This is a genomic window from Bradyrhizobium sp. OAE829 (genome assembly GCF_040546575.1).
Lineage (GTDB): Bacteria > Pseudomonadota > Alphaproteobacteria > Rhizobiales > Xanthobacteraceae > Bradyrhizobium.
The window spans coordinates 6052592-6074517 of the sequence record NZ_JBEPOE010000001.1 but is presented as its reverse complement, the minus strand read 5'-3'; the positions used below and the strand labels follow the sequence as shown (position 1 = coordinate 6074517).

Genomic DNA, 21926 nt, shown 5'->3' with positions numbered 1-21926 from the left:
CGCGAGGCCGCGGTCGCGCTGGCAGGAAAGGTTTTGCGATTTTGCCGGGACAGCGGAGCGCAAGCGACGAAATGAGCCGAATTCCCACAAGCTCGTGCGAAGGGTTGCTGATCAGCCGCCTGCCTCCAGTACCACGGTCGCGGGGGTTGGTTCTTGCGCGCGGTCATCGCATCAACCGTCGTGGCTTGTGTGTTGCCCCATCCTGGCTAGTTGGCGTCGCGGTTCTCTTTCACATAAAGGTCTTTTGTAGCCTGATCGGTCATTCGTCTTTCCGCACTAGTGCGGCTGCGGGTGCGCAAGATTCCGTAAGCAATAGCAATACCCAAAACAACAGCCCCGCCGAGCCAAAGCGCTACCGGGAGATGCGAACCAGTCTCAACCGGCAATCCTTGGGCTGCGGCACCTTCCGGTAAGCAAAGCAAGAAAAGCGACCCGATCGTGGCTGTGCCGGATAGGTAAATGGCCGCTAGGCCGCGATGCAAAATCCACATCTGCATATCCTCCGTTGAGGAGTCTAAATCCCCGACGATATCGAACGTTCCTGTACGCATCTTTGGGCGCTGGCGCTTTTTAACGCGCCTTTTCACCGCAGCTTAGCTGGCAGCCGCGCCAATCCTAGAACCGAAGCTTAAAGGTACAATCTCGACCCGGGCGCCATTCGCGCGGTTCCCCGATGTGAACTGATCCCTGCGATCCGGCACAATGTTTCGACCTCAAGAAAAATGAGTCGGAACGATCCGCGCTATCGCAGGTTCACTCTGCGCTGCAACATTTCCCAGGATCATCCGGATTTCGTGCACGCGCCGAAACGAGAGTGATCTATGACTGCAGTCCATTCTATCAAACGCCTTCGCCGATCTGTTCCGCGTCGGCGCACGACCAATTCAACTTCCATCGTAGCAGCCTCGGTTGCGACTGGAGTTTTGGCCGCCATCGCCTTGCTCAATCAGCACCTTGCGAGGAAAGCCGAACGCGAAAACCCACCTTCCGGTCGGTTCTTAGAAGTGAACGGCGTCCGACTGCATTACGTTGAACGTGGCACAGGCGATCCTGTTGTTCTTCTTCACGGCAACGGAAGCATGATCCAGGATTTTGAATCAAGCGGTCTGATCGATCTTGTTGCCAAGGATTACCGGGTTATCGTTTTCGATCGTCCCGGGTTCGGCCATAGCGATCGGCCGCGCAATGTCATGTGGACGCCGGATGCCCAAGCGGAATTGATCAAGCTCGCCCTGGCGCAGCTTGGCATTTCGAACGCAATTGTCCTTGGGCACTCGTGGGGCGCCTCCGTTGCAGCCGCAATGGCCCTGAAATATCCCGGCCTCGTCCGAGGACTCGTTCTTGCCTCTGGATACTATTATCCGACCCTAAGACCAGACGTGGTTGCGTTGGCCGCGCCGTCCCTGCCCCTGGTCGGAGACATCCTTAGTCATACCTTGTCGCCCCTTCTGAGCCGAGCCATCTGGCCGCTGATGATGGCGAAGATCTTTGGTCCAAGATCCGTGCCGAAGAAGTTTGAAGCATTTCCGAAGGAAATGGCACTGCGGCCATCTCAGATAAGGGCATCGGCCGCGGAGTCGGCGCTAATGATCCCGGACGCGTTCATACTGCGCAATCAGTATGCGGACCTCAAAATGCCAGTTGTCATCATTGCTGGCGAGCAGGACAAGCTGATCGATATCGACACTCAATCGGCGCGCCTGCACTCCGACGTCACCCAGAGCAAGTTTCATAGGGTCGCGGCGAACGGCCACATGATCCAACAGACTGCCACCGATCAGGTGATGTCAGCGATCAAGGAAGTCGCGGGCCAATCTACTGAACTTGCCGCCTGAATAGCTGGACCCAAGGCCGGGCTTGCGGCGCGCAAGAGCGTCAATCTTTGGACGGCTTTGGTTGAGTTTCGCTGACCGGATCAGATGCCGGAAAGGTATCCTCCAGACCCTTTTCAAGCTTTCTCTGCTCCTTGTCGGCTTGCACGGCGTGCTTTGGATCGTCTGCGTGCTTGTCGTGAGGCGCCGGGTTGAATTCCTTTTTCGACAAACCCTGCGCCCGTCGGCCGTCAAGTCAGCGGCACTTTTAATAACTCCTGGATGCGCCAAAGTTTCAGGGGAAAGCCAGGAGCTCCAAGCCCGCGGTGGCAGCGTGCCGGAAAGCCTGGCCGAGAGCAGAATGCGGGTTTACGAAGTCCGCTTGGTAACGGAGCGACGCTTGTTGAAGTTTCGGCTCGCAGCCACGGAGCGGAATTGTTCGATGGCTATGCCTAGCGCCGTGAGGGCGCCTTCCCCAATGACCCCCTGGTCATATTTGTCGAGCGTTTCGCGTATGATGTGGTCAACTTCATTTTCGATCTGCACCATATCCTCATCCGCGGAATCACGGATCTTAGCTGCTAGATCCAGCACTCTATCCCTGAGCGACGATACGTTTTCTTGCTCGTCTGGATAAAGAAAAGCGCGAAGACCTGCACTAAACGAACCTAACGCCGACAGCACAAGGATACCGCCCCAAAAGTAATCGCCGTAGCGCTCAAGAAACGTTCGCTCTGCTCCGTCGATGTACGCGGCTACGCCAGGATGCGCGGGAATAGCCGCATCCTTTTCTGTATTAGGTTTTTCGATCGTCGCTGTATCAGGTATCTCGCGCAATATCATTTGACGATGAGCGAATAGCTCACGGGAAAAGGCCGCAGCAGACTGCTCCGAGAGGGCTTTGCCAGCGACGACAAGATCGCTAACCGCGACCACACTTACTGCTTCTGGCGGCAATGCTGGGTTAGATCCGAAAGCAGACTTTGGTATCTCTACAGTCTCAATCGTCGGCTGTCGCAGGACGATCGCTTCGGCTGTTTCCAAGCCAAGAAAATTTGGCGCTTCCCGAAGCCGTGAGAACGATCGGAAGATCTCCGCAAGCGCCTTGCTCTTGATTGCACCCATGGTCGCAAAGAAATTGAAACTTTTGTCTCCTGCCATGGCATCCATGCTGCCAAGTGGCACGATTTCGACTTTGTTGGGGGGAACGCCCTCTGAGGATAGAACAACATTGAGCAACGCGAGGTCTGCAGATGTCCCGTTTAGTACAGCGATTCTGGAGCCGACGAGGTTCTTCCACTCTGTGGTTCGAGAAGGCTTTTGACCAGGTATGTGTGCCGCCCAAAGAAAGAGTGCGCTTTTTCGTAGCACTGCAATAGAAAGGAGATCGGCGGACATTACATCGCTCCGGGCGGCAGCTAAGTCTGCGTCGCCTCTCCTCAGTAGCGCTATCTCCTGACCGTGGTCCACCACACTTACTGATAGACGTACTGAGCTTCGTTCACGTGTAAGAACGCGAGCTATAGCTTCGACAATCCTGGCTTCCTCGCTGGCGAAGGCCACAGCGATACGAAGTGTCATAGGCCTCAAGGTAGCAAACAGGATACCACTGGCGATCATTGCAACGAAAAAGCCTGCCACGGCCAAAGCGTAAAGAACTCTGCGTCGATGTTCATTTCTCCGCCGCCTAGACTTCCGCGACGCCGCCTTTATGGCCATGAAATTGCGCCTTTCGAAGGATTCTAGATGCTAGAGAGCAGGACGTCGCGTGACGACTTCTGCTATCGCTTTGGCTTCGTTGGCGGCTTGACTAACGACGATCCCGTCAGACCACTGGCTCATTGTATTCACAGTTGAGCCTGTTCAGTCCTGCCGACCGGCCATACCGATCGCCGCGAAAGCATCACCGATTTTGCCATGCAAACCTTAGCCGCTCCCACTTTTTTTCCATCCAGGTCAGAGCTCCAATGAGAGGTTTTTGCAAGAATGGGACATCCTGCGCAATGAACAGAAGACCGAGGGGCAGCATCCAGATACCCAATACAGGCAAGAAGCTAAAGACCCCGCCAAGAATCAGCAATAAAGCGACAGTTAGACGAGCCGCGAATGAGGATGGCTTTCGCAACCAGTGAATGAACCGAGAGATCCCGGCCGGCACTCGCCGATTGATCATCTCGAAATACCTATTCATCTCTTTATGAGAGGCGGTCATTTTCATCTCGCATTAGTTATCGCCCGCGCAACTATTGGGAACAACGCTGGAGCTCCAGAGTTCCGCGGCTGCGAGACGTAGCTCGAAAGAGGCGCCGTAAGCTGGCGACAAGACGATCCATCCCTCGCCCAACCCATCCGAAGAGAATTAGTTCGCCCGCGTGCCCCTTGCCTCCCTGTTCGGGGCGGGCATCTCGAACGAACTACCTGCGCCGAACAATTGGTGGGCCGAACAACCTCATGCCGACGCCCCGTTTGGTGCTTATGCACACACCGGCCCACGCGGCAGGCGTGTTGCATGGCTAATGACGGCGGTGCGTGAGGACAGAATGCCGCTGGACGATACCGGCGCCGAACAGCCGCTCGAACTTGCGCTCAAACGAGCGCTACTCGAAGCGGCGCTTCTTTCGAAGACTCGGTGATGGAAGCGGGCACACCGGGATTGAAAGGCACTCGACTGATTTAGCCGCTAAACTCGTCCGCGAGCACTCTTCGCATAGACGACCCTCGTTTTGCTATCGATCGCACTTGCAGTTCATGTTGCGCTTTGCGACGCACTCTTTCCTGCCGCGTCAACCACGCGGCTTACCTTGCCTGAAAGGTCGTCCATTGCCGCCTTTGCGTTATCCATCGTGAGGCCCTGCCTGCGCGCTTCGTCCGCCGCGGTTTCGACGACGCTCGCCGCAACCGTGGCCGCCTTCTCGATCTGCTGGTCTGCGATTTCGGCCGCCTTGCTTCTTAGGGCGTCGCTGGATTCGCCAAGGTATGATTTTTCGATGTCGGTGTTGGGCAAGGCCGCGGCGATGCCGGCGCCGATGGCCAATCCGATGGCGCCCAACGCCAGGGGCTGTGCCTTGAACAGATCGGCCAGGTTGCCTCGCACGGTGCCAAGAACATCGGCAGAATCGGGCAGGGCCTTTGCGTATTCCGAGGCCATGCGGGTCGCGGTTTCAATACCGTCGCTGCCCGTCTCACGGACGGCTTCGGCAGCAGATGCAACCCGGTCCTGGGTGGCGCTCATCGCATTCCTTGCCGCGTCTGGGAGGCGATCGAGGCCGGTCTTCTGAAGGATATCGCCCGGTGCCCCCCCGGCTTTGCCGGCGAACAGCCATACCAGTCCCATTCCGATGAGTGCCGCAGAGACCGGATTGCGTCGCGCCGCGTTGCCAAGGTCCTTGATAAAGTCCGAGCCTTTTTCAGTCATGTCGGTCATCGAACCATCTCCCTCGCCGCCGCTTTGTCGCGCTGTACTTCTTTAATCGTTGCCGTCGGCTTCAACGCATCGCCCGACAGGCGGTTAAGGCCCACCACGATGAGGGCGACCGATAGGGCCGCTGCGCCGCCACCGGCGATGAGATATGCGATGGGCTCCGAAAAGCCGCCTTGTACGAGGGCAGCCGCCGCGGCAAACAACAGCAGGACAAGAGCTGGAATCATGATGACTGCCCCAGCACCCATCATTGCGGCAGCTCTCCCGGCCTGCCCGGCCTTTTCGGACAGTTCGGCGCGAGCCAGCGCAAATTCGTTTCCGATCAGCTTTGCAAGCTGACCGACCGCATCGCTGAACAGTTCCGGGATCGAACGATCAGTTCGAGAAGTCATCGCGGTACCCTCGGTTGTCTGCTGCGGAGGAGCGGCTGTCCGTTCTCATGGCTTGCGAACTCGGGCCGTCGTCACTGGAGGAGCTCTTGAGAAACCGAACGGCTCCAAAACCCGCCAGGACCGCCAACCCAAGGAAGGCCGTGGGTTGACGGCGCGCAAAGGATTGCGCTTTCCGGACCACGTCGTTCAGGTTGCCGTTGCGGATGTGATCAGAAACTCCCTCGATCTGGGAGGCCGCCTTCCGGATGTAGGTACCCGCGAGCGGGAGATCCGTATCGAACTCCCGTGCCGCGCGCCGCATTGTATCCGCCAGGTTGCCGACGTATTCCGCGCCGGACGATTTTTGACTGTTGACCGCGTCCTTGATCTTGTCAGTAGCCTGAGATGCAACATCCTTGGCCGCATCGACGAGATCGGAGGCTTGGCCCTTGATGGCGTCGGTCGAGCTTTCAGCAAGATCCTTCGCCTTGTCGGTGAGCTCTCGGCCAGCCGACATGGCCTGCTCGCTCAAACTTTTCGTTGATGCAACCGCGTCGTCAAACTTCGCTCTTGCGGAGTCCTGGCCGGAGGACGGCGTGCCTTGATGTGCAGTTCCAATGAGGTCAGCCATGTCAGTTTCCTCCGCCGGTATGTGAATGGGGTGTCTTGTCCGGATCGAACGCGGTCGTGACAGCGCTTTCCGCCACACGCCTGACTCGTTGCAGGATCTCGCTTGCCGACTCGTCCAGCTTGTCCGGAGTAAGGCCTTCGGCGCCGGCCTGCCGCGCCACATTCTCTAGAATTTCGCCCGCTGCGCCCTTGGCAGCGTCGAAGCCTTTGGAAGCTGCTTCGCTCGCCCGCCTTCTGGCCGCCGCGGCCGCGTCGCCCACGAGATCCTCCTCCAGCTCACTCCTAGGAAGCGCACTCGCGATCAGGCCTCCGACCAACAGACCGACGCCGGCCACCAGAAGAGGATTCTGCTGGATGGTGTCCACCAGGGTCTTTCCGGCGCGATTTGAATATTCCGAAGCCTTGTCCCGAACGTCCCGGGCCATTTCCAGCCCCGCATTCGTCGCGGAAGACGCGGCGCTGCGCGTGGCGGCGGCTGCGTCAGCGGCCATGTCACGCGACGAATCCATCGCGGAACCGGCCAGTTCGGACGCACCATCTTTCATATTGGAGACACGCGTGTTGATCGCGTCGCCGACCGAAGTGGCCTGGTCCTTTAACCGGTCTGCCAAACTCAGATCTGCGGTCGCGGACGTTGCGGTACGGCGGACTTGGTCCGCACCTTCGGACAAAACTTCGCCAACCCGCTCCGCGGCATCCGACGCCGCATCTTTTGCCGAACTGACCGCCATTCCGACTTGCGCCGCCATATCCTCGCCGCGCCGGCCGAGTTCGTCCGATAGATCGGAGGCCATATCGGAGGCTTTCTGCGTGATCGATTGTCCGCTCTTCGTGCCGGCGAAAAAGATCCCCGCGCCGACCATCAGCACGGGCAAGGGAATAGCCCTTGCGAACCTGAGCAGCGGATAGGCGAGACTTGCGCCCACCGCCACCGCCTGCATGGGATTGCGGCGCGCTGCCGCCGCTATGTCCTCCAACATGCTTTCGCCTTTGGAGCGGACGTAGTTCGAGACTTCCGCCTTTATGTTTTCTGGACTGATGCGCTGCCGGATTTCGCTCGCGGTGTCGGTTACGGTCGCCTTGAGCTGATCCACCGTGTGGGTCAGCCCCGCGCGCGTCTGCTCCGCTTCACGCTGTAGCTCCTGGAGCGATCGATCGGCCGTCTGTTGCATGACCTGGATTCCTTGCGCTGTACCAAGCCTGAACTCTCCGACATTGCCTATTGTTCCCGGCGCGTTTTGACGCTGGCAGTTTTGGCTACTGCAGCGATAACGGTCGCGAGCGACTGCGGCGCTACATCATCACCTCGTTGCTCCTTCTCCGCTTCGAACTGATTTCCCAACCGGCAAAGGATGATCCTGGCGGAAGCTACCCGCCGGGAGAACTTGCGAACCGTAAACGACAACCTCGCCTCCGATACCTCCTCCAGAAAACAGGCGCAGATCGTCTCCGCGTTGCCGGCATCAATCTCGGTATCGGCGCCGGAAACACGGGCGTTGAACCCTTCACGTTTCAGCGCATCTGCAACAATCAGCGCAGCGCAATCGCCGAGTCGACCCAGTCCGGGTATGCAGAAAACCGGCTTGCCCAGCTTGCGAGCGTCGATGTTGACAATCTTCCCCTTTTTGGCGGGCGCTTCGGCACTCGCGTTCCCCTCAGCGGTCTCGTGCGAGGCCATATCCTCGATGATTTCGGAAACCGTCTCGTGGATATTCTCGAGCCTGACGTCGTCAAGCCGGCCTTGGGCGGCATCGGCCTCAGCCAATCGCAGGGCGCCCAGCATGACGTCGATAAACTGGAGACGGTCGACGTGCCTGGCAAAGACGACCAGACACAGCGTGAGCGGCGTGGAGAGCAAAAGCCCCAAGTGGGCCCCAGAGCCAAGTCCAGAACGACGCGGCCACGACCACGGCGACCGGGGACAGGCCGGCACTTCGCCCGCAGACCAGCCGCTCGACAACATGGCCAGTCAGCGGCTCCACTACTACGAACAAGGCGGCCGTCCACAAGGTCATGGTCCAGTCGCTCCCGACCGCGGCGGCCAGAGCAATTGGCAAGCCGGCAGCGAGGATCGCGCCGATGTAGGGCACAAACCGAAGGATCATAGCCAGCAATCCCCATAGCGGCGAACTCGGGACGCCGATGACGGCGAGGCCTAATCCGATCACGACGCCGAAAGTCGCATTCAGAATGAGTTGGGTCAGGAACAGCCTGCCTAACCGTTGCCCTGCGTCATCGAGCGCCGCCGTGGTGCGCTTCAAATCCTCGCTGCCGAGCAACCGGATGAACCGGTCGCGCAGATCCTCGCGCTGAAAAAGGAAGAAGATGAGGAAGATCACCACGATTCCGTGGTGAAGGGAGCTGCGAGTGGTCGCAGCATGGCGATCAGTGCCTCCGACGCGCCCGGGTCTGGCTGATGGACTTCGACCGGAATAGGCGTTCTTGCCGGAGCGTCGGACAACGAAGGCTTCGCCGTTTCGGCATCGCCACTTCCGGGCGACTTGAGCTCCCTGTCCAGGTTCTTCAACAGGCTGGAGGCGTTCTTGAGCACGCCAACGCTGCCGACCCTGTCGCGCAGGTTATGGATTTTTTCGCCGAGCGTGGATTGATAGCGCGGCACGTCGTTCGCGAACTGGTTGACCTCGATCATCACCATCGCCGCTAGACTGAGGGCGATGGCCAGCGCCAGGCTGACAGCACCGAGCACCGCGATCGACCGCGGCACCTTCATGCGCCGGAACGCCCTCACGAGCGGCGACTCGACGAAACTCAAGAGGACGGAGACTGCGATCGGGACGAGGATTTCGCGCGTGAAATAGAGGGCGGCGACGACAAGTGCGCCGATCAGGAAATTTGAAAATGCCAGGCCAGCTCGGACCAACACCTCTATCTACCGATGCGCGAGCCAACCCGGCACGGGAGTGCGCCGCGTAACCACTTAATGGAAATCGCATTGGAAGGTTCCAAAAGCCAACAACATGCGACGTGGTCTCGGTCCGATGCGACTCCCCAGATGTTGGGGGCCTGTGGGAAGAAGCGGTAATCGTCGGCGCCCTGTTGCTTCTGCATTTTGCGCTCTACGATGACCAGCCACTTGCCGTCACGGGTCAGTCGATCGTTTACCTAACTCGAGCGAGATATATAGCTGTCCGACTTTGGGGCGTGGACGCAACCCGTTCTGGCGGCCCTGATGCAACGATACGGCCGCCCTCGTCGCCTGCTCCCGGCCCCATGTCGATGATCCAGTCGCTGGCTGCCGCTACTCCCATATCATGCTCGACTACGACTACGGTGTTGCCAGACTCGACGAGACCGTCAAGTTGATTCATCAGTTTCACCACGTCCGACGGGTGCAAGCCCGTGGTGGGTTCATCAAGCACGTAGAGTGTCTCGCCACGTTGCGAACGTTGCAATTCGGTGGCGAGCTTAATGCGCTGTGCCTCGCCACCCGATAGTTCCGTGGCTGATTGGCCGATCCGAATGTATCCCAGCCCGACCTCTTGAAGAACGCCCAAGGATCGACGGAGGGATGCGTCGTCCGCGAAAAACTCAAGTGCTGAATTCACGGTCATGGCAAGCACGTCAGCAATCGACTTGTCGCGGATCTTGATCTCTAGCGTCTTGGCGTTGTAGCGCGCTCCCTTACAGGTTGGGCAAGGTGCGTACACGCTCGGGAGGAATAGCAGTTCAACGCAAACAAATCCCTCCCCCTGGCAGTTCTCGCAGCGTCCCTTCGCGACATTGAATGAGAAACGACCAGCATCATAGCGCCTGGTGCGAGCCTGCTTCGTGGCTGCGAACAGCTTGCGAACATGATCGAAGAGACCCGTATAGGTCGCAAGGTTCGAGCGCGGCGTTCGGCCAATCGGCTTCTGATCGACCACCACCAGCCGCTTTATGCCGTCGAGACCCTCGGTAATCTCGCCACCTAGCGTTTCTACGCTCGCATCAAGCGCGTCATCATCAGCGCTGGGCTCCTTTCGCTGCCCCAGTTTGTCGCCAACGGCCTCCACCAGAAACTGACTGATGAGGCTCGACTTCCCAGACCCCGAAATTCCGGTGACGCTGGTAAAGACTGCCAGCGGAATGTCGACATCGAGACGGTCGAGGTTGTTGCGGGCGACTCCCCGAAGCTTGAGCCATTTGTGAGGATGCCGGAGCGACCTGGCGGCCGTTTGAGCTTCCGCAAACAAGTAGTGCCGCGTCTGAGAGTTTCGCACTTCGGCGAGACCAGGTAATGGACCGCTGTACAATATCTCACCGCCCTGCTCTCCGGCTCGCGGTCCGACGTCGACAATCCAGTCCGCGTGTCGGATGATGTCGAGTTCGTGCTCGACGACGAAAAGCGAATTTCCGGCAGCTTTCAAACGCTGCACCGCGCGGAGCAATGCTTCGGTATCAGCCGGATGAAGTCCAGCCGACGGTTCGTCCAACACGTAGACCACCCCAAACAGGTTGGATCGAACCTGTGTGGCTAGACGAAGTCGCTGTAGTTCGCCGGGAGACAGCGTCGGCGTGCTGCGTTCAGGCGTCAAATAGCCGAGCCCGAGATCGAGCAATACGTCCAAACGCCCGAGCAAATCTTCCGCAATACGTTGAACGACGAGAGCCTTCTCAGGATGAGTGTCGGAAACACTGCGTCTGCCATCCAGATAGGGTTGAAGAAGTTCGCCAAGTCGCTTCAGCGGCAGCCGTGAGATTTCGGCGATATCCATTCCGGCAAAGGTAACCGATAGCGCCTCCGGCCGTAACCGCTTGCCGTTGCAGACCGGGCAGTCGGTACTGGACAGAAACTGCGTCACACGACGTTTCATCATCGCACTTTGCGTCGTGGCGAAGGTCTGCAGCACATACTTGCGGGCCCCGGTGAAGGTCCCCTGATAACTGGGCTCCTCCTTGCGCTTGAGCGCTCGCTTTGTCTCGGCGGGAGTATATCCGGCGTAGACCGGCACTGTCGGTTGTTCGTCGGTAAAGAGGATCCAATTGCGATCCTTCTTCGGAAGCTCTCGCCATGGCCTATCGACGTCGTAGCCCAGGGTGACGAGAATGTCTCGCAGGTTCTGCCCTTGCCAGGCAGTCGGCCACGCGGCGACGGCCCGTTCCCGGATGGTCAGCCTGTCATTAGGCACCAACGAACGCTCACTGACCTCGTGGACGCGGCCGATCCCATGGCAATTCGGACAGGCCCCCTCAGGCGTATTCGGCGAGAAAGCCTCCGCATACAGCAGCGGCTGATTGGGCGGGTAGTCACCAGCGCGCGAATACAGCATTCGCAGGAGGTTCGACAATGTCGTGACACTTCCCACCGACGACCTAGTGGTGGGCGATCCGCGCTGTTGCTGCAGTGCGACCGCCGGCGGCAGGCCCTCAATCTCGTCGACCTCCGGCACCGCCATCTGGTGAAATAGCCGGCGTGCGTAGGGCGAAACAGATTCAAGATAGCGGCGCTGCGCTTCCGCATAGAGCGTTCCAAACGCCAAAGACGACTTGCCGGATCCTGAAACGCCTGTGAATACCACGAGGGCGTTGCGAGGAATCTCAAGCGAGACGTTCTTTAGATTGTGCTCACGGGCTCCGTGAATGCGGACGAAACCCCCGTAAGCACCATTTGTCGGCAATTTGCGGTTGCTAACTTGGGCGTCCATTTTTGTCCTTTCGCTCAATCAAGGACAGCATTCCGCTACGTCCAAGAGCCAAGGGGAAACCGTTCGACACGGGCGCGGGTTCCATACAAGGTCAGTTCTGACCGTAAGGGGTCTGGCCTGCAGGCAGGCCCAGATGGATCGCAGAGTCCCATGATAGCGATATCCACGTCGGGGGAAATATGGCCTATGCTTCAGTGATAGCTGAGCCCACCCAATCCGAGAGCCAAATGACCCTTGTAAAAACTTCGAAAATTGCGGGTTCCGCGTCCAAAACACGTCGTTTGGCTGAGGCTAACCAATCTGCCATTGTCGCAGCGCCACCGGCGTCCCGAAACCGCAAGTCCGGGAAGACGCTAGGAAAGGACAAGATCTCGGAAAGGGTAGCGGCGGCTACAGAAGAATTGGCCAGCGGACTGGCGCAGGCTTCCGCGGCGGCGGAGGAGCTTCGGCGATCCATGGAGCAGATCGCGGCTGGCGCCGATGAGGCAGCGGGAGCGTCACAGGAACAGTTGACGGCCATCAAGCAAGTTACCGCCAACCTGGCGACCGCCCGCGGGGAAGCTGATAATTCACGGAGCAGGACCGAATCCGCACAGATACTGCTTACTGAGTCCGCTGCCCTGATTGGTGCGTCAATCCAATCTATTGAACGAAACTCGGAACGACAGGTCTCCTCTGGAGTCATTATAAGCGAACTTGAACGTAGGGCGAAGGATGTGAGCGAAATCACCGGCGCCGTTAGCCGGATTTCCGATCAAACGAACCTACTGGCGTTGAACGCAGCCATCGAAGCCGCACGCGCAGGAGACCATGGGCGCGGTTTTGCGGTCGTCGCCGAAGAAGTGCGAGCTCTCGCCGACGTCTCGGACAAGAGCGCGGTTCAAGTGCAGGGGTTTGCGGAGGAGATCCAGACAAATGTTCGGCAGTCAGCCTTGGCAGTCAAGGCGGCGGCCGAAGTGGCGGTTGAACAGGCCAAATCGGGTCGATCCGTTATCGAAACGCTGAGCGGCCTGCGGGAAAGCATGGTTGAACTCGCCAAGGGGAGCCAGGATACGCTTACGGCAGCGATGGAAGCCGAGCGCGCCATCCAGGAGGCACAAAAAGGCGCAGAGCTTGTAGCTGGAGCTGCTGAGGAGCAAGCTTCCGCAGCCAGCGAGGCCCAGTCGGCCGTCCAACAGCAAGCTCAGTCCCTCGATCAAGGTCAGGTAGCCGCCCAGTCGCTCGCTTCCCTGTCGGAAAAACTTCGTAGCGGGTCAGCAGGAGACTCGGCGCCCGAGCAGATCGCGAGCACGGCCGAGGAATTGTCGGCGACCATTCAGGAACTTTCCAGCGCTGCCAGTCAGATCTCGACTGCGGTGGAGCAAATAAATCGCGGATCTCAACAGCAGTCCGCTGCCGCACAACAAACTTCGGCAGCTCTCGCTCAAATTGAGAAAAGTGCGCGTCTCGCCCAGGAGAAGGGACGACTCGCCACAGATCGTGTTTCGGTAATGGGAAAATCACTCGCTGATGGCCGCAAGGCAGTCGAACTCCTGATCGAGGGAGTCGCGGGAGCTCTCGACAATACCCGGGAGAGCCTTGAAACGATCATCTCTCTGGAAGTCATTGGTCGAAAGATCGAAAAAATTGTCGACGCAATCACGCTGGTCAACATTCAAACCAACATGCTTGCGGTGAGCGGGGCAGTAGAAGCCGCGCGTGCGGGCGATGCCGGCCGGGGGTTTGCACTAGTATCAAATGACATACGGGCGCTCGCGCGCGAAGCGTCAGATAGCGTCGAGCGTATCAAAGATACGGTGCGCGGAATTCTCGACCAGATCGCACTTTTGCGCCGCGACCTAGAACAAATCATCTCCGCGGGAGAGATGGAGGTTCAAAATAACCGAGCTGTCATCAAGACACTCGAAGGCATCACCGGCGAGTTCGCCGCGCTAGGAAGTGCCAACAAGGCGATCCAGCAGGGAGCTGATGCAATACTTGCCGCTGCCGGAGAGACTGCTGCTGCGGCCCGTCAAATAGCTGCGGCTGCAGAAGAAGCGAGTGCGGCCTCGCGTCAAGCCGCCACGGCATCCGCAGAACAGGCCCAGGGCGCGGACGACCTTGCGGCTGCCATTGAAGAGATTGCGTCCCTTTCGGACGAATTGAAGAAGCAAAATGGCTGAGATAGCCAAGACGATAGCGTTGACCGACGAGCGTTTTCTGACATTCAGGAGCGAAGGGCACTTCTATGCCTTGCCGGCCGAAACCGTGTCGGAAGTCGCGCGGCTGCCGCCGATCGCCCGAGTTCCGCAGGCGCCGCCGAGTCTGATGGGTCTTGCCAACTTGCGAGGGGCGGTCCTGCCGGTCGCAAGCGTCCGCGCCCTTTTGGGCCGTGCGGATGTAGCTGCGACCCCTGCTTCGCGTCTTATTGTCCTCGAAGGCGCCTCGCCAGTTGCTTTAGCGGTGGACGAAGTCTCCGGCCTGGTCCGCATTCCACCTGAGAAGGTTAAGACGGCGGAGGCCGACATTGCCTCCGAAGCAGGCGAGCATCTGCGAGGCGTATTCGAAAGCGGTTCGCACGTCACCAAGATCTTGGATATCCCGGAATTGCTGCGCCGGGGCTTCGCGCAAACCGCACCAAAACAGCAATCGCTCCACACCGCTACTGGCACGGCAACTATCGCAAAGGATGCGGCGGTCGAAATGACTCGTCCGCGCCTGGTGACGTTCGAGGTCGCCGGTCAGGACTACGCTCTTCCTCTTGAAGTGGTCAAAGAAATCGTTACCGCTCCAGAACACCTGATGTTCGTTCCGGGAAGCGACGATGCGGTACGCGGCGTCATGCCCTATCGAGGCGGACTATTGCCATTACTATCGTTACGACGGCTCCTCGGATTGCCACCGGCGATCCTTTTGCTTGAGAAGGTGCTCGTCGTCGCAATCAGCGACGTATTGATCGGGTTCGTCGCAGACCGTACGCGGGCCGTCCTTTCGATCGATCCTGATCGCGTCGATCCGGCCCCGCCACTGCTTGCAGCCCGCGCCGGCGGTGAAGCGCAGATCAAGGAAATCTATCGGGCTGGACAAGGCAAACTCGTTTCGATCCTGGCACCGGAACGCTTACTTCGGGAAGACGTCATGCAGAAACTCGCGCAAGGCGAGACAACCATGAAGCCGACAGATGAAGCTCGTGACGCGTCGGATGCAAAGGAGCTGCGGTTCCTGATTTTCCAGCTAGACGACAACGATTTCGCGCTGCCAATCGATGCGGTCGAAGAAGTCGCACGGGTACCAGATCAGATCACGCGCCTGCCAAAGACTCCGAAATTTCTTGAAGGCGTCGTCAACCTTCGAGGCGAAGTCCTTCCTGTCGTGGACCAGCGCCGCCGTTTTGACATGCAGGCGACGACCGTTAACGCGAACCGGCGGCTTGTGGTGGTTCGTACCGAGCAGCATCGCGCCGGCCTGATCGTGGATAGCGTGTCAGAGGTCCTGCGTTGCTCGCCGGACACGATCAAGCCATCTCCGGATTTGACCGGAGACGCGCTTGGCATCGTGCACTCAGTAATTAATCTTGAGGCGTCTGGCAGGATCATTCTGCTGCTGGATCCATCCGAGTTGCTGACCCGGACAGAAAGAGGTCTGCTGGACACGTTCAACAAGCAGCCACGCAGTCAAGAGTTCCGGCAGACTAAACCGTGATCAAAATACTCGTTGTCGACGACTCCGCGCTCGTGCGGAAGTTGATCGGCCAGGCATTTTCGACGCAGGCTGATTTCGAGGTTCGGTTCGCGCGCAACGGACGAGAAGCACTCGCTGCGATAGCTACTTCTCGGCCGGACGTCATTACCCTCGACATTCATATGCCGGAAATGGACGGGCTTGCTTGCCTCGACAGGATAATGATCGAGACCCCCTGCCCGGTGGTTATGGTATCGTCGATGACGGCAGCGGGCGCGGACGCCACGCTTGAAGCACTACGTTTGGGTGCGGTCGATTTCGTGGCAAAGCCCACGGGGGCGGTATCGCTCCAGTTCGACAGCCTTGCCCGTCCGCTAATTGAGAAGGTGCGGGCCGCGGCTGGCGCCCGGTTGAGAACCAGTTTGCGATTGCGCGAGAGGGTTCGCTTCCGGATGGGGGAAGGTACCAGGACACGCTCATCCGTCAGAAAAGCCAAGCACGTCCCAGAAGGAGAAGGTCTCGTCCTGGTCGGGACATCAACCGGTGGTCCACCGGCTCTGGAGGCGCTACTGGACGGCCTTCCCGCCTCGTTCCCTTGGCCAATCGTGGTTGCCCAGCACATGCCGGCTACGTTCACGGGGCCCCTGGCTCGCCGCCTGGACGGGATTAGCCGACTTGGCGTGCAGGAAGTCCGGGATCCAACGGCGCTCGTGCAGGGGAATGTCTACATCGGCCGCGGCGACGCCGACATCATTGTCTCAAGGCGAGGACCAGGTCTCGTCGCCATGGCCGCCCCGGCCCAGGCTGACTACCCGTGGCACCCCAGCACTGACCGCTTGGTCCGCAGCGCGCTGAACCATATGGCTCCGAGCCAGTTGATCGGCATACTCATGACGGGCATGGGAAACGACGGAGCGGAGGCTATGGCGCTGATCCATGCAGGTGGCGGCCGGACCATAGCGGAAGCCGAGGAAACTGCGGTCGTCTGGGGTATGCCCGGAGAACTCGTCAAGGCCAATGCCGCTGATTTTGTTGAGCCCCTCTACAGGATTGCAGCACTCTTGAAAAAATTGGTGAGTTGATGCCGCTCATACGGAAACCTGCATCTCCCTCGGAGACGCCTGCGCCAGATGATCGGAATATCGCCGAGATGCTTATCGAGGGATCCGATGACGAACGTTGGACCGCAGCGCGGAGGGCCACCCTGCTTCCCGAAGCGCTCCCGTTGTTGACCACAGCATTATCCAAGGAACGCGTAGCGCGAGTCCGCGAAGCCATATTCACGGCGCTTGCCAAGATGGGCTCATCAGAAAGCGCCGCTGTCATCATTCCATATTTACGTTCGGACGACGCAGCCCAGCGCACCGCAGCACTCGATGCGTTGCGGGCCATGCCGGGGGCAGCAGCAGTGCATCTTCCCGGACTGCTGAAGGATGCCGACGCGGACGTCCGGCTGTTAGTATGCGAAATTGCGCGTATGCTTCCTGCCGATGAGGCGAGCCGACTGCTGGGAGAACTTATTGAGCGCGAATTAAACGCTAACGTGTGTGCCGCAGCCATCGAGGTTCTTGCAGAGACAGGCACTGCCGCGAGCTTGCCGATTTTAGAGCAGTGCGCCATCCGCTTTTCAGACGAACCGTTTCTTGCATTTGCCATCAGGACTGCCCGCGATCGCATTGGATCGCGCTGACCGATGGATGATACGCAGCAGATAACCGAAGACGAATTCAAAAGACTTGCCGACTTTCTTTATCGTCGGACCGGCATGGTCTTTACAGAGACGAAGCGCTACTATGTGGAGCGTCGCATTATAGAACGGATAGTTGCGACCTCAAGCCGATCGTTTGCTGGATATTTTGCATATCTCCGCAGTGAAACGCGCAACGAGGTCGAACACCTCATTAACGCCTTCACAGTCAACGAAACGTACTTTTATCGCGAAGACCACCAACTCGCATGTCTGAGCTCCGATCTTCTGAACGAACGCGTCGCGGCTAAAAAGCCGGGCGACCCAATCCGGATCTGGTCGGTCCCTTGCTCGACGGGAGAAGAGCCCTACTCGATCGCAATTTGGTTGCTGGAAAACTGGAAGGACGTAGACGCTTACGACATTGAGATCGTTGGTTCCGACATCGATACCCGCGTACTTGAAGCCGCAGCGGAGGGCATATTCGGCAAGCGGGCTCTCATGAGATTGTCGCCGGAATTGATCGAGCGCTACTTTCATGGGTTGGACGACGAGCGGTGGCAGATCCTGGAAGATCTCCGCCAATCGGTTCGCTTTTCTCGGGTGAATCTGATCGAGACCAAGGAAACTAGACCGCAGGGCCGATTCGACGTGATCTTCTGCAGGAACGTTCTAATCTACTTCGACGATGAATCTCGCCGCATTGCAGCAGAAAACCTTTACGATAATTTATTGCCGGGTGGCTTCATTTGCCTGGGACATACTGAATCTATGAGCCGCATCTCGCCCCTTTTCGAGGTTTGTCGGTACTCGGGAGCGATCGTTTACCGCAGGCCACAGGAGTTGCGCGCGTGAGCGATTATTCCAAAAAACGGGTCCTTGTCATCGACGATGCCGCACTCGTCAGGACGTACTACCGCTCGGCCCTGGAGGCCCGCGGGTTCGTTGTCGAAGAAGCGTTAAACGGGTTGGAGGGTCTAGAGAAGGTGCTTTTGCAAGCGTTCGACTTGGCTATCGTCGATGTCAACATGCCGCAGATGGACGGCATCACATTCCTGAATACGTTGCGATCGAAGGAACTTCCGATATCAGGCATTCCGGTCCTGGTGACCAGCACGGAATCCGGAATGCAGGACATGGCAGCAGCCCGACGCGCCGGCGCCAATTATTACCTTGTGAAGCCTATCAAGCAGGAGACGCTCGCCGAATACGCTGCCATTTTCTGCGGGGCGGCGCGATGAATGAGTTCGTCGAACAGTTTCTCCTCGAGTCGAGGGAGCTTGTCGCCCAAGCAACCGACGATCTGATGGCACTTGAGGAGAAGCCCGGCGATCGCGAAAGGTTAGATGGTGCGTTCCGGGCTTTTCATACGCTGAAGGGCGCTGCTGGGATCGTCGAGTTCGCCGCCATGTCAAGAACGCTGCATGCCGCCGAAGACATTCTGGCGAAGCTTCGCGCATCCCATGAGCCAGTTGCCTCAATGGTCCTTGACGAATGTCTGACGTGTCTCGATCTCACCTCGCGATGGTTAGATCACATGCAGGCAAGCGGCGAGATGCCAACTGCCGCGGACATCGAGGCGGACGATATGATCACTCGACTGGTCAGTTCGATGGACATCGGTGAGGGCGAGAAAGGCGTCGCGCTTCCAGCGAACAACGATTGGTTGGACCGGCTTCGCGGGGCCGCGGGAGGCCATTTCCCGGAGGCAGTCTCAGCAGTGCGCTACTTGCCGGATCCGGACGCCTTCTTTCAAGAAGACGATCCGCTTTTGGTAATCGCGTCCCTGCCCCAACTTTTGACCGTCGAGTTAGCGCTTTCAAATCGAACGGTCTCTCTTGAGAACATGAATACGTTCCGTTGCGACCTAGAAATCTTGGCGTTGACAAAAGCGCCCGCCGCGGAAATTCGAAGCGCACTCCTGGCTGTCGCTGAAAGGGCGGAAATCCGCGAGTTAACGGCGGCTTCGGTTTCCACAGTAGCGGAAGATTATCTCACGCAAGCAACATCGGTTCTCAAGGCGCAGGTAGTTCTGTTGCGTAATAGCGGCGTCGAAGGGCTTTTAGGTCGCCTTTCTTCTGCGGGGCGTACCGCCGTCAACGCTCTGCACTACCTTGGCAGCAAGGAAGCGATTACCAAGGTAGAACTCGCAACTTCTGCCGCACAAGCACAGCGAAATGTTGAACCCTTGATTGTGGCTATCGAACGCGCCTTAGAAAGCAAGGCCGACTCCCAAACAATCATCTCTCCAGCACCGATCGTAGCGCCACGCGCATTGCGGATCGACATGAACCGGATCGATGCCCTCGTGAAGCTTACGGGTGAGTTGATCATTGTAAAAAATGCGATAGGACACGCAGCGAAGCGAATGCAGGGCAATGAAGATCTAGCAACCGTTAAATCGATCTTGCGCGATCAACATGCCCTGTTCGATCGATTGGCGAGCGAACTGCAAGGGGCCGTTCTTCGCATCCGAGTTCTTTCCGTTGCGCACCGTCTTTCGCCGTTTTCCGAGGTTGGTACGCGAAATCGCCGGCAGCGTTAACAAGACCGTGAGACTGATCACGGAAGGCGAAGACACTGAAGCCGACGCCACCATCGTCGATGCCCTTTTTGAGCCGTTGCTCCATGTGCTGCGCAATGCAGTAGACCACGGCATCGAGGCATCGGAGCGTCGCATTTCGATCGGCAAACCATCTATGGGGACGCTAATCCTGCGCGGCCGACGCGTCGCCGAGAATGTCCGGATCGAAATCGAGGACGACGGTGGCGGGATTGACGTTGACCGGGTGCGCGCGGTCGCCAGCGCTCGAGGCGTTGCTTCAGAGGAAGCTTTGGCGGCCATGGCCGACGGCGAGATAATTGACCTGATCTTTGCGGCCGGCTTTTCTACCGCGGAAACTGTGACAGATTTGTCAGGCCGCGGGGTCGGCATGGACTCCGTCAGGACGGCCGTGGAACGTTTGGGCGGATCGGTTACCCTGCAAAGCGAGCCTGGAAAGGGCACTGTTGTCAGTCTGATTCTACCTTTCAGTCTGATGATGACGCGAGTAATGACCGTGGAAGTAGTCGGTCAAGTATTCGGGCTGCCGCTCGACAGCGTCGTGGAAACCACAATTGTCAATCGCGACATGATCGTCGCGATCGGATCGGGCCGAGCATTCATCCTGCGCGATCGGACGATCCCCCTGCTCGATCTCGCAGAGACACTTGGCCTCGCCCGCGTTCCACAAAGGGAACTTCCGGCGAAGATAGTCGTTGTGACGGCGGCCGGGCAGATTGGCGGAATTGAGGTCGACCGGTTAGGGGAGCGCTTGGACGTTATGCTTAAGCCCATGGAGGGCCTGTTGGGAAGCATGCGGGGCGTCGCAGGTACAACGCTACTGGGCGACGGGCGCGTTCTGGTCGTGCTGGACGTACAGGAGATGTTTAGATGACCGTTGTATTGCACGACGCGCAGACCATCCGGCTCATCGGCGCTTGCCCCGCCGAGGACGGAGAAACCCTTTTGCAGCAACTGCTGGCCAATCCAATGGCCCAGGTTGACTGGCACGGCTGCGAGAGCGCCCACGGCGCCGTGGTCCAAGTTCTTCTAGTCTCCGGCCGACCACTTCAGGGGCCCCCAGCCGGCGAGTTCCTCCACCGCTTCATCGGCCCCGCTCTAGAGCGCCGGAGCACCCAGTTTAACCTTTCGCCTTCACGCTAAAGATGCGAAACCATTGATTAATTTGGAAACCCTACGGGTCCTCTGCCGGAGAATTCATGCCCTACAAGCTCCTGATAGTCGACGACAGTAAGCTCGCCCGGATGTCCGCGGCCAAGGCGTTGAACACCCTGTACCCGGACTGGAGTCGCATAGAGGCGGCCAATGCTGACGAGGCCCTCTCGCTTGCCAAGCAGACTGCATTCGACGTTGCCCTTTTGGATTTTAACATGCCCGGGCGAGACGGGCTTGAGCTCGCTGCGGAGTTGCTGGCGCTTCACCCTTCGACGCCGCTTGCCGTAGTCTCAGCCAACCACCAGCAGGAAATTGTAGGGCGGGCAAGAGAAATCGGAGCCGTTTTTCTCATGAAGCCCCTGAACGAGCAGGCATTGAGCGCGTTCCTACAAGACGCGGTGCGACGGCTCGAACAGGCGAAGGCATGACCGCGGGGTCCGCAGAACTGCTTAGTGAGCTACAACTCGACGCACTGACCGAACTCGTGAATATCGGTGTCAGCCGCGCCGCATCCAGCCTGCGTGAGATGGTCGGCTCACAAGTGCATCTGTCCGTGCCGAACGTTTCGCTCGAGTCGCGGGCCGGCGCTATAGCCATTCTGGCCGAAAGGGAAATTTCGAACCTGGTCGCGGTCCATCAGGTCTTTGAGGGAGATATTACCGGCCGGGCGCTCCTGATCTTTCCTGAAACAAAAAGCCTGGAGCTGGTCCGGGCAATCACCGGCGGTGACCTGCCACTCGAGGATATCATCGAGTTGGAACAGGAAAAAAGCATTGGCGGAAACAGGCAATATTCTTCTCAACAGTTGCCTGGCGACGATTGCGAACATGCTCCAGCGCAGTTTGAAAATGTCGCTTCCCGAAGTGCTCCGCGGCAACGCCGAAACCTTTTTCAGTCTCGCGCCTCCTCCAGAGGCGGGCGACGTCGTAATGTTCCTGTACATCAACTTTGCCGTCCGTGAGCGCGACATCAGCGGCTATATC

General features: G+C 58.6%; 23 protein-coding genes. 12 read left to right on the top strand and 11 right to left on the bottom strand.

The window, feature by feature from the left end; genetic code table 11:
• Positions 1–206: 206 nt before the first annotated feature.
• Entirely contained in the window at positions 207–551 is a 345-nt protein-coding gene (locus ABIE49_RS29180) for a hypothetical protein (protein ID WP_354067041.1), read from the bottom strand.
• Between the two features lie 270 nt (positions 552–821).
• On the opposite strand from ABIE49_RS29180, the gene ABIE49_RS29175 reads away from it, so the two are divergent.
• Positions 822–1835, top strand: coding sequence for an alpha/beta fold hydrolase (locus ABIE49_RS29175; RefSeq protein ID WP_192740476.1), 1014 nt, complete (start codon positions 822–824; stop codon positions 1833–1835).
• Between the two features lie 40 nt (positions 1836–1875).
• Here ABIE49_RS29175 and ABIE49_RS29170 read toward each other — a convergent pair whose 3' ends face one another.
• The 10 genes from ABIE49_RS29170 to uvrA form a co-directional block, all read right to left on the bottom strand.
• Entirely contained in the window at positions 1876–2043 is a 168-nt protein-coding gene (locus ABIE49_RS29170) for a hypothetical protein (RefSeq protein ID WP_192740477.1), read from the bottom strand.
• A gap of 137 nt (positions 2044–2180) precedes the next feature.
• Positions 2181–3209 carry a type 2 periplasmic-binding domain-containing protein gene (locus ABIE49_RS29165; protein WP_192740478.1) on the bottom strand — a complete coding sequence of 343 codons (1029 nt, stop codon included), beginning with the start codon at positions 3207–3209 and terminating at the stop codon, positions 2181–2183.
• 1348 nt (positions 3210–4557) lie between these two features.
• Entirely contained in the window at positions 4558–5235 is a 678-nt protein-coding gene (locus ABIE49_RS29160) for a hypothetical protein (protein WP_192740479.1), read from the bottom strand.
• Positions 5232–5624, bottom strand: coding sequence for a phage holin family protein (locus tag ABIE49_RS29155; RefSeq protein ID WP_192740480.1), 393 nt, complete (start codon positions 5622–5624; stop codon positions 5232–5234). Before ABIE49_RS29155 ends, ABIE49_RS29160 begins: the two co-directional genes overlap by 4 nt.
• Complete coding sequence (locus ABIE49_RS29150) at positions 5608–6234, bottom strand: YtxH domain-containing protein (protein WP_192740481.1); 627 nt, start codon at positions 6232–6234, stop codon at positions 5608–5610. Before ABIE49_RS29150 ends, ABIE49_RS29155 begins: the two co-directional genes overlap by 17 nt.
• A 1-nt stretch (position 6235) precedes the next feature.
• A complete protein-coding gene (locus ABIE49_RS29145; protein ID WP_192740482.1) occupies positions 6236–7405 on the bottom strand; it encodes a DUF3618 domain-containing protein in 1170 nt (389 codons plus the stop codon).
• Between the two features lie 47 nt (positions 7406–7452).
• Positions 7453–7998 carry a hypothetical protein gene (locus ABIE49_RS29140; RefSeq protein WP_192740483.1) on the bottom strand — a complete coding sequence of 182 codons (546 nt, stop codon included), beginning with the start codon at positions 7996–7998 and terminating at the stop codon, positions 7453–7455.
• Positions 7991–8572 (bottom strand): AI-2E family transporter, encoded by a 582-nt coding sequence (locus ABIE49_RS29135; protein WP_192740484.1) that lies wholly within the window; start codon positions 8570–8572, stop codon positions 7991–7993. The genes ABIE49_RS29140 and ABIE49_RS29135 overlap by 8 nt, the downstream gene beginning before the upstream one ends.
• Positions 8569–9117 (bottom strand): AI-2E family transporter, encoded by a 549-nt coding sequence (locus ABIE49_RS29130; protein ID WP_354067040.1) that lies wholly within the window; start codon positions 9115–9117, stop codon positions 8569–8571. The genes ABIE49_RS29135 and ABIE49_RS29130 overlap by 4 nt, the downstream gene beginning before the upstream one ends.
• 235 nt (positions 9118–9352) lie before the next feature.
• On the bottom strand, positions 9353–11878 hold the full coding sequence (gene uvrA, locus ABIE49_RS29125) for an excinuclease ABC subunit UvrA (RefSeq protein ID WP_192740486.1): 2526 nt from the start codon (positions 11876–11878) through the stop codon (positions 9353–9355).
• 227 nt (positions 11879–12105) lie between these two features.
• Here uvrA and ABIE49_RS29120 point away from each other — a divergent pair, with 227 nt between their 5' ends.
• The 11 genes from ABIE49_RS29120 to ABIE49_RS29070 all read left to right on the top strand — a co-directional run bounded on the left by ABIE49_RS29120 (position 12106) and on the right by ABIE49_RS29070 (position 21904).
• Complete coding sequence (locus ABIE49_RS29120; protein WP_192740487.1) at positions 12106–14040, top strand: methyl-accepting chemotaxis protein; 1935 nt, start codon at positions 12106–12108, stop codon at positions 14038–14040.
• On the top strand, positions 14033–15559 hold the full coding sequence (locus tag ABIE49_RS29115) for a chemotaxis protein CheW (protein ID WP_192740488.1): 1527 nt from the start codon (positions 14033–14035) through the stop codon (positions 15557–15559). Before ABIE49_RS29120 ends, ABIE49_RS29115 begins: the two co-directional genes overlap by 8 nt.
• Positions 15556–16620, top strand: a complete 1065-nt coding sequence (cheB, locus tag ABIE49_RS29110; RefSeq protein ID WP_192740489.1) for a chemotaxis-specific protein-glutamate methyltransferase CheB — start codon at positions 15556–15558, stop codon at positions 16618–16620. Before ABIE49_RS29115 ends, cheB begins: the two co-directional genes overlap by 4 nt.
• A 68-nt stretch (positions 16621–16688) precedes the next feature.
• Positions 16689–17228, top strand: coding sequence for a HEAT repeat domain-containing protein (locus tag ABIE49_RS29105; RefSeq protein WP_192740490.1), 540 nt, complete (start codon positions 16689–16691; stop codon positions 17226–17228).
• Between the two features lie 3 nt (positions 17229–17231).
• Complete coding sequence (locus tag ABIE49_RS29100; RefSeq protein ID WP_192740491.1) at positions 17232–18080, top strand: CheR family methyltransferase; 849 nt, start codon at positions 17232–17234, stop codon at positions 18078–18080.
• Positions 18077–18466, top strand: a complete 390-nt coding sequence (locus tag ABIE49_RS29095; RefSeq protein WP_192740492.1) for a response regulator — start codon at positions 18077–18079, stop codon at positions 18464–18466. The genes ABIE49_RS29100 and ABIE49_RS29095 overlap by 4 nt, the downstream gene beginning before the upstream one ends.
• On the top strand, positions 18463–19770 hold the full coding sequence (locus ABIE49_RS29090; RefSeq protein ID WP_354067039.1) for an Hpt domain-containing protein: 1308 nt from the start codon (positions 18463–18465) through the stop codon (positions 19768–19770). The genes ABIE49_RS29095 and ABIE49_RS29090 overlap by 4 nt, the downstream gene beginning before the upstream one ends.
• The gene (locus ABIE49_RS29085) at positions 19712–20662 is read left to right on the top strand and encodes a chemotaxis protein CheA (RefSeq protein ID WP_354067038.1); all 951 of its coding nucleotides are present in this window, start codon (positions 19712–19714) and stop codon (positions 20660–20662) included. Before ABIE49_RS29090 ends, ABIE49_RS29085 begins: the two co-directional genes overlap by 59 nt.
• Positions 20659–20931 (top strand): hypothetical protein, encoded by a 273-nt coding sequence (locus ABIE49_RS29080; protein ID WP_192740494.1) that lies wholly within the window; start codon positions 20659–20661, stop codon positions 20929–20931. The genes ABIE49_RS29085 and ABIE49_RS29080 overlap by 4 nt, the downstream gene beginning before the upstream one ends.
• A gap of 56 nt (positions 20932–20987) precedes the next feature.
• Positions 20988–21371: a response regulator transcription factor gene (locus ABIE49_RS29075; protein WP_192740495.1), complete on the top strand. Its 384-nt coding sequence runs from the start codon at positions 20988–20990 to the stop codon at positions 21369–21371.
• Entirely contained in the window at positions 21368–21904 is a 537-nt protein-coding gene (locus ABIE49_RS29070; protein WP_354067037.1) for a chemotaxis protein CheC, read from the top strand. Before ABIE49_RS29075 ends, ABIE49_RS29070 begins: the two co-directional genes overlap by 4 nt.
• The last annotated feature ends 22 nt before the right edge of the window (positions 21905–21926 follow it).

What these genes read in the sequence shown, in the direction of transcription:
- ABIE49_RS29165 (WP_192740478.1), bottom strand. Translation starts at nt 3,209, where the DNA reads ATGTCCGCCGATCTCCTTTCTATTGCAGTGCTACGAAAAAGCGCACTC.
- ABIE49_RS29080 (WP_192740494.1), top strand. Translation starts at nt 20,659, where the DNA reads ATGACCGTTGTATTGCACGACGCGCAGACCATCCGGCTCATCGGCGCT.
- ABIE49_RS29180 (WP_354067041.1), bottom strand. Translation starts at nt 551, where the DNA reads ATGCGTACAGGAACGTTCGATATCGTCGGGGATTTAGACTCCTCAACG.
- ABIE49_RS29105 (WP_192740490.1), top strand. Translation starts at nt 16,689, where the DNA reads ATGCTTATCGAGGGATCCGATGACGAACGTTGGACCGCAGCGCGGAGG.
- ABIE49_RS29120 (WP_192740487.1), top strand. Translation starts at nt 12,106, where the DNA reads ATGACCCTTGTAAAAACTTCGAAAATTGCGGGTTCCGCGTCCAAAACA.
- ABIE49_RS29075 (WP_192740495.1), top strand. Translation starts at nt 20,988, where the DNA reads ATGCCCTACAAGCTCCTGATAGTCGACGACAGTAAGCTCGCCCGGATG.
- ABIE49_RS29150 (WP_192740481.1), bottom strand. Translation starts at nt 6,234, where the DNA reads ATGGCTGACCTCATTGGAACTGCACATCAAGGCACGCCGTCCTCCGGC.
- uvrA (WP_192740486.1), bottom strand. Translation starts at nt 11,878, where the DNA reads ATGGACGCCCAAGTTAGCAACCGCAAATTGCCGACAAATGGTGCTTAC.
- ABIE49_RS29155 (WP_192740480.1), bottom strand. Translation starts at nt 5,624, where the DNA reads ATGACTTCTCGAACTGATCGTTCGATCCCGGAACTGTTCAGCGATGCG.
- ABIE49_RS29145 (WP_192740482.1), bottom strand. Translation starts at nt 7,405, where the DNA reads ATGCAACAGACGGCCGATCGATCGCTCCAGGAGCTACAGCGTGAAGCG.
- ABIE49_RS29160 (WP_192740479.1), bottom strand. Translation starts at nt 5,235, where the DNA reads ATGACCGACATGACTGAAAAAGGCTCGGACTTTATCAAGGACCTTGGC.
- ABIE49_RS29070 (WP_354067037.1), top strand. Translation starts at nt 21,368, where the DNA reads ATGACCGCGGGGTCCGCAGAACTGCTTAGTGAGCTACAACTCGACGCA.
- ABIE49_RS29175 (WP_192740476.1), top strand. Translation starts at nt 822, where the DNA reads ATGACTGCAGTCCATTCTATCAAACGCCTTCGCCGATCTGTTCCGCGT.
- ABIE49_RS29100 (WP_192740491.1), top strand. Translation starts at nt 17,232, where the DNA reads ATGGATGATACGCAGCAGATAACCGAAGACGAATTCAAAAGACTTGCC.
- ABIE49_RS29090 (WP_354067039.1), top strand. Translation starts at nt 18,463, where the DNA reads ATGAATGAGTTCGTCGAACAGTTTCTCCTCGAGTCGAGGGAGCTTGTC.
- ABIE49_RS29115 (WP_192740488.1), top strand. Translation starts at nt 14,033, where the DNA reads ATGGCTGAGATAGCCAAGACGATAGCGTTGACCGACGAGCGTTTTCTG.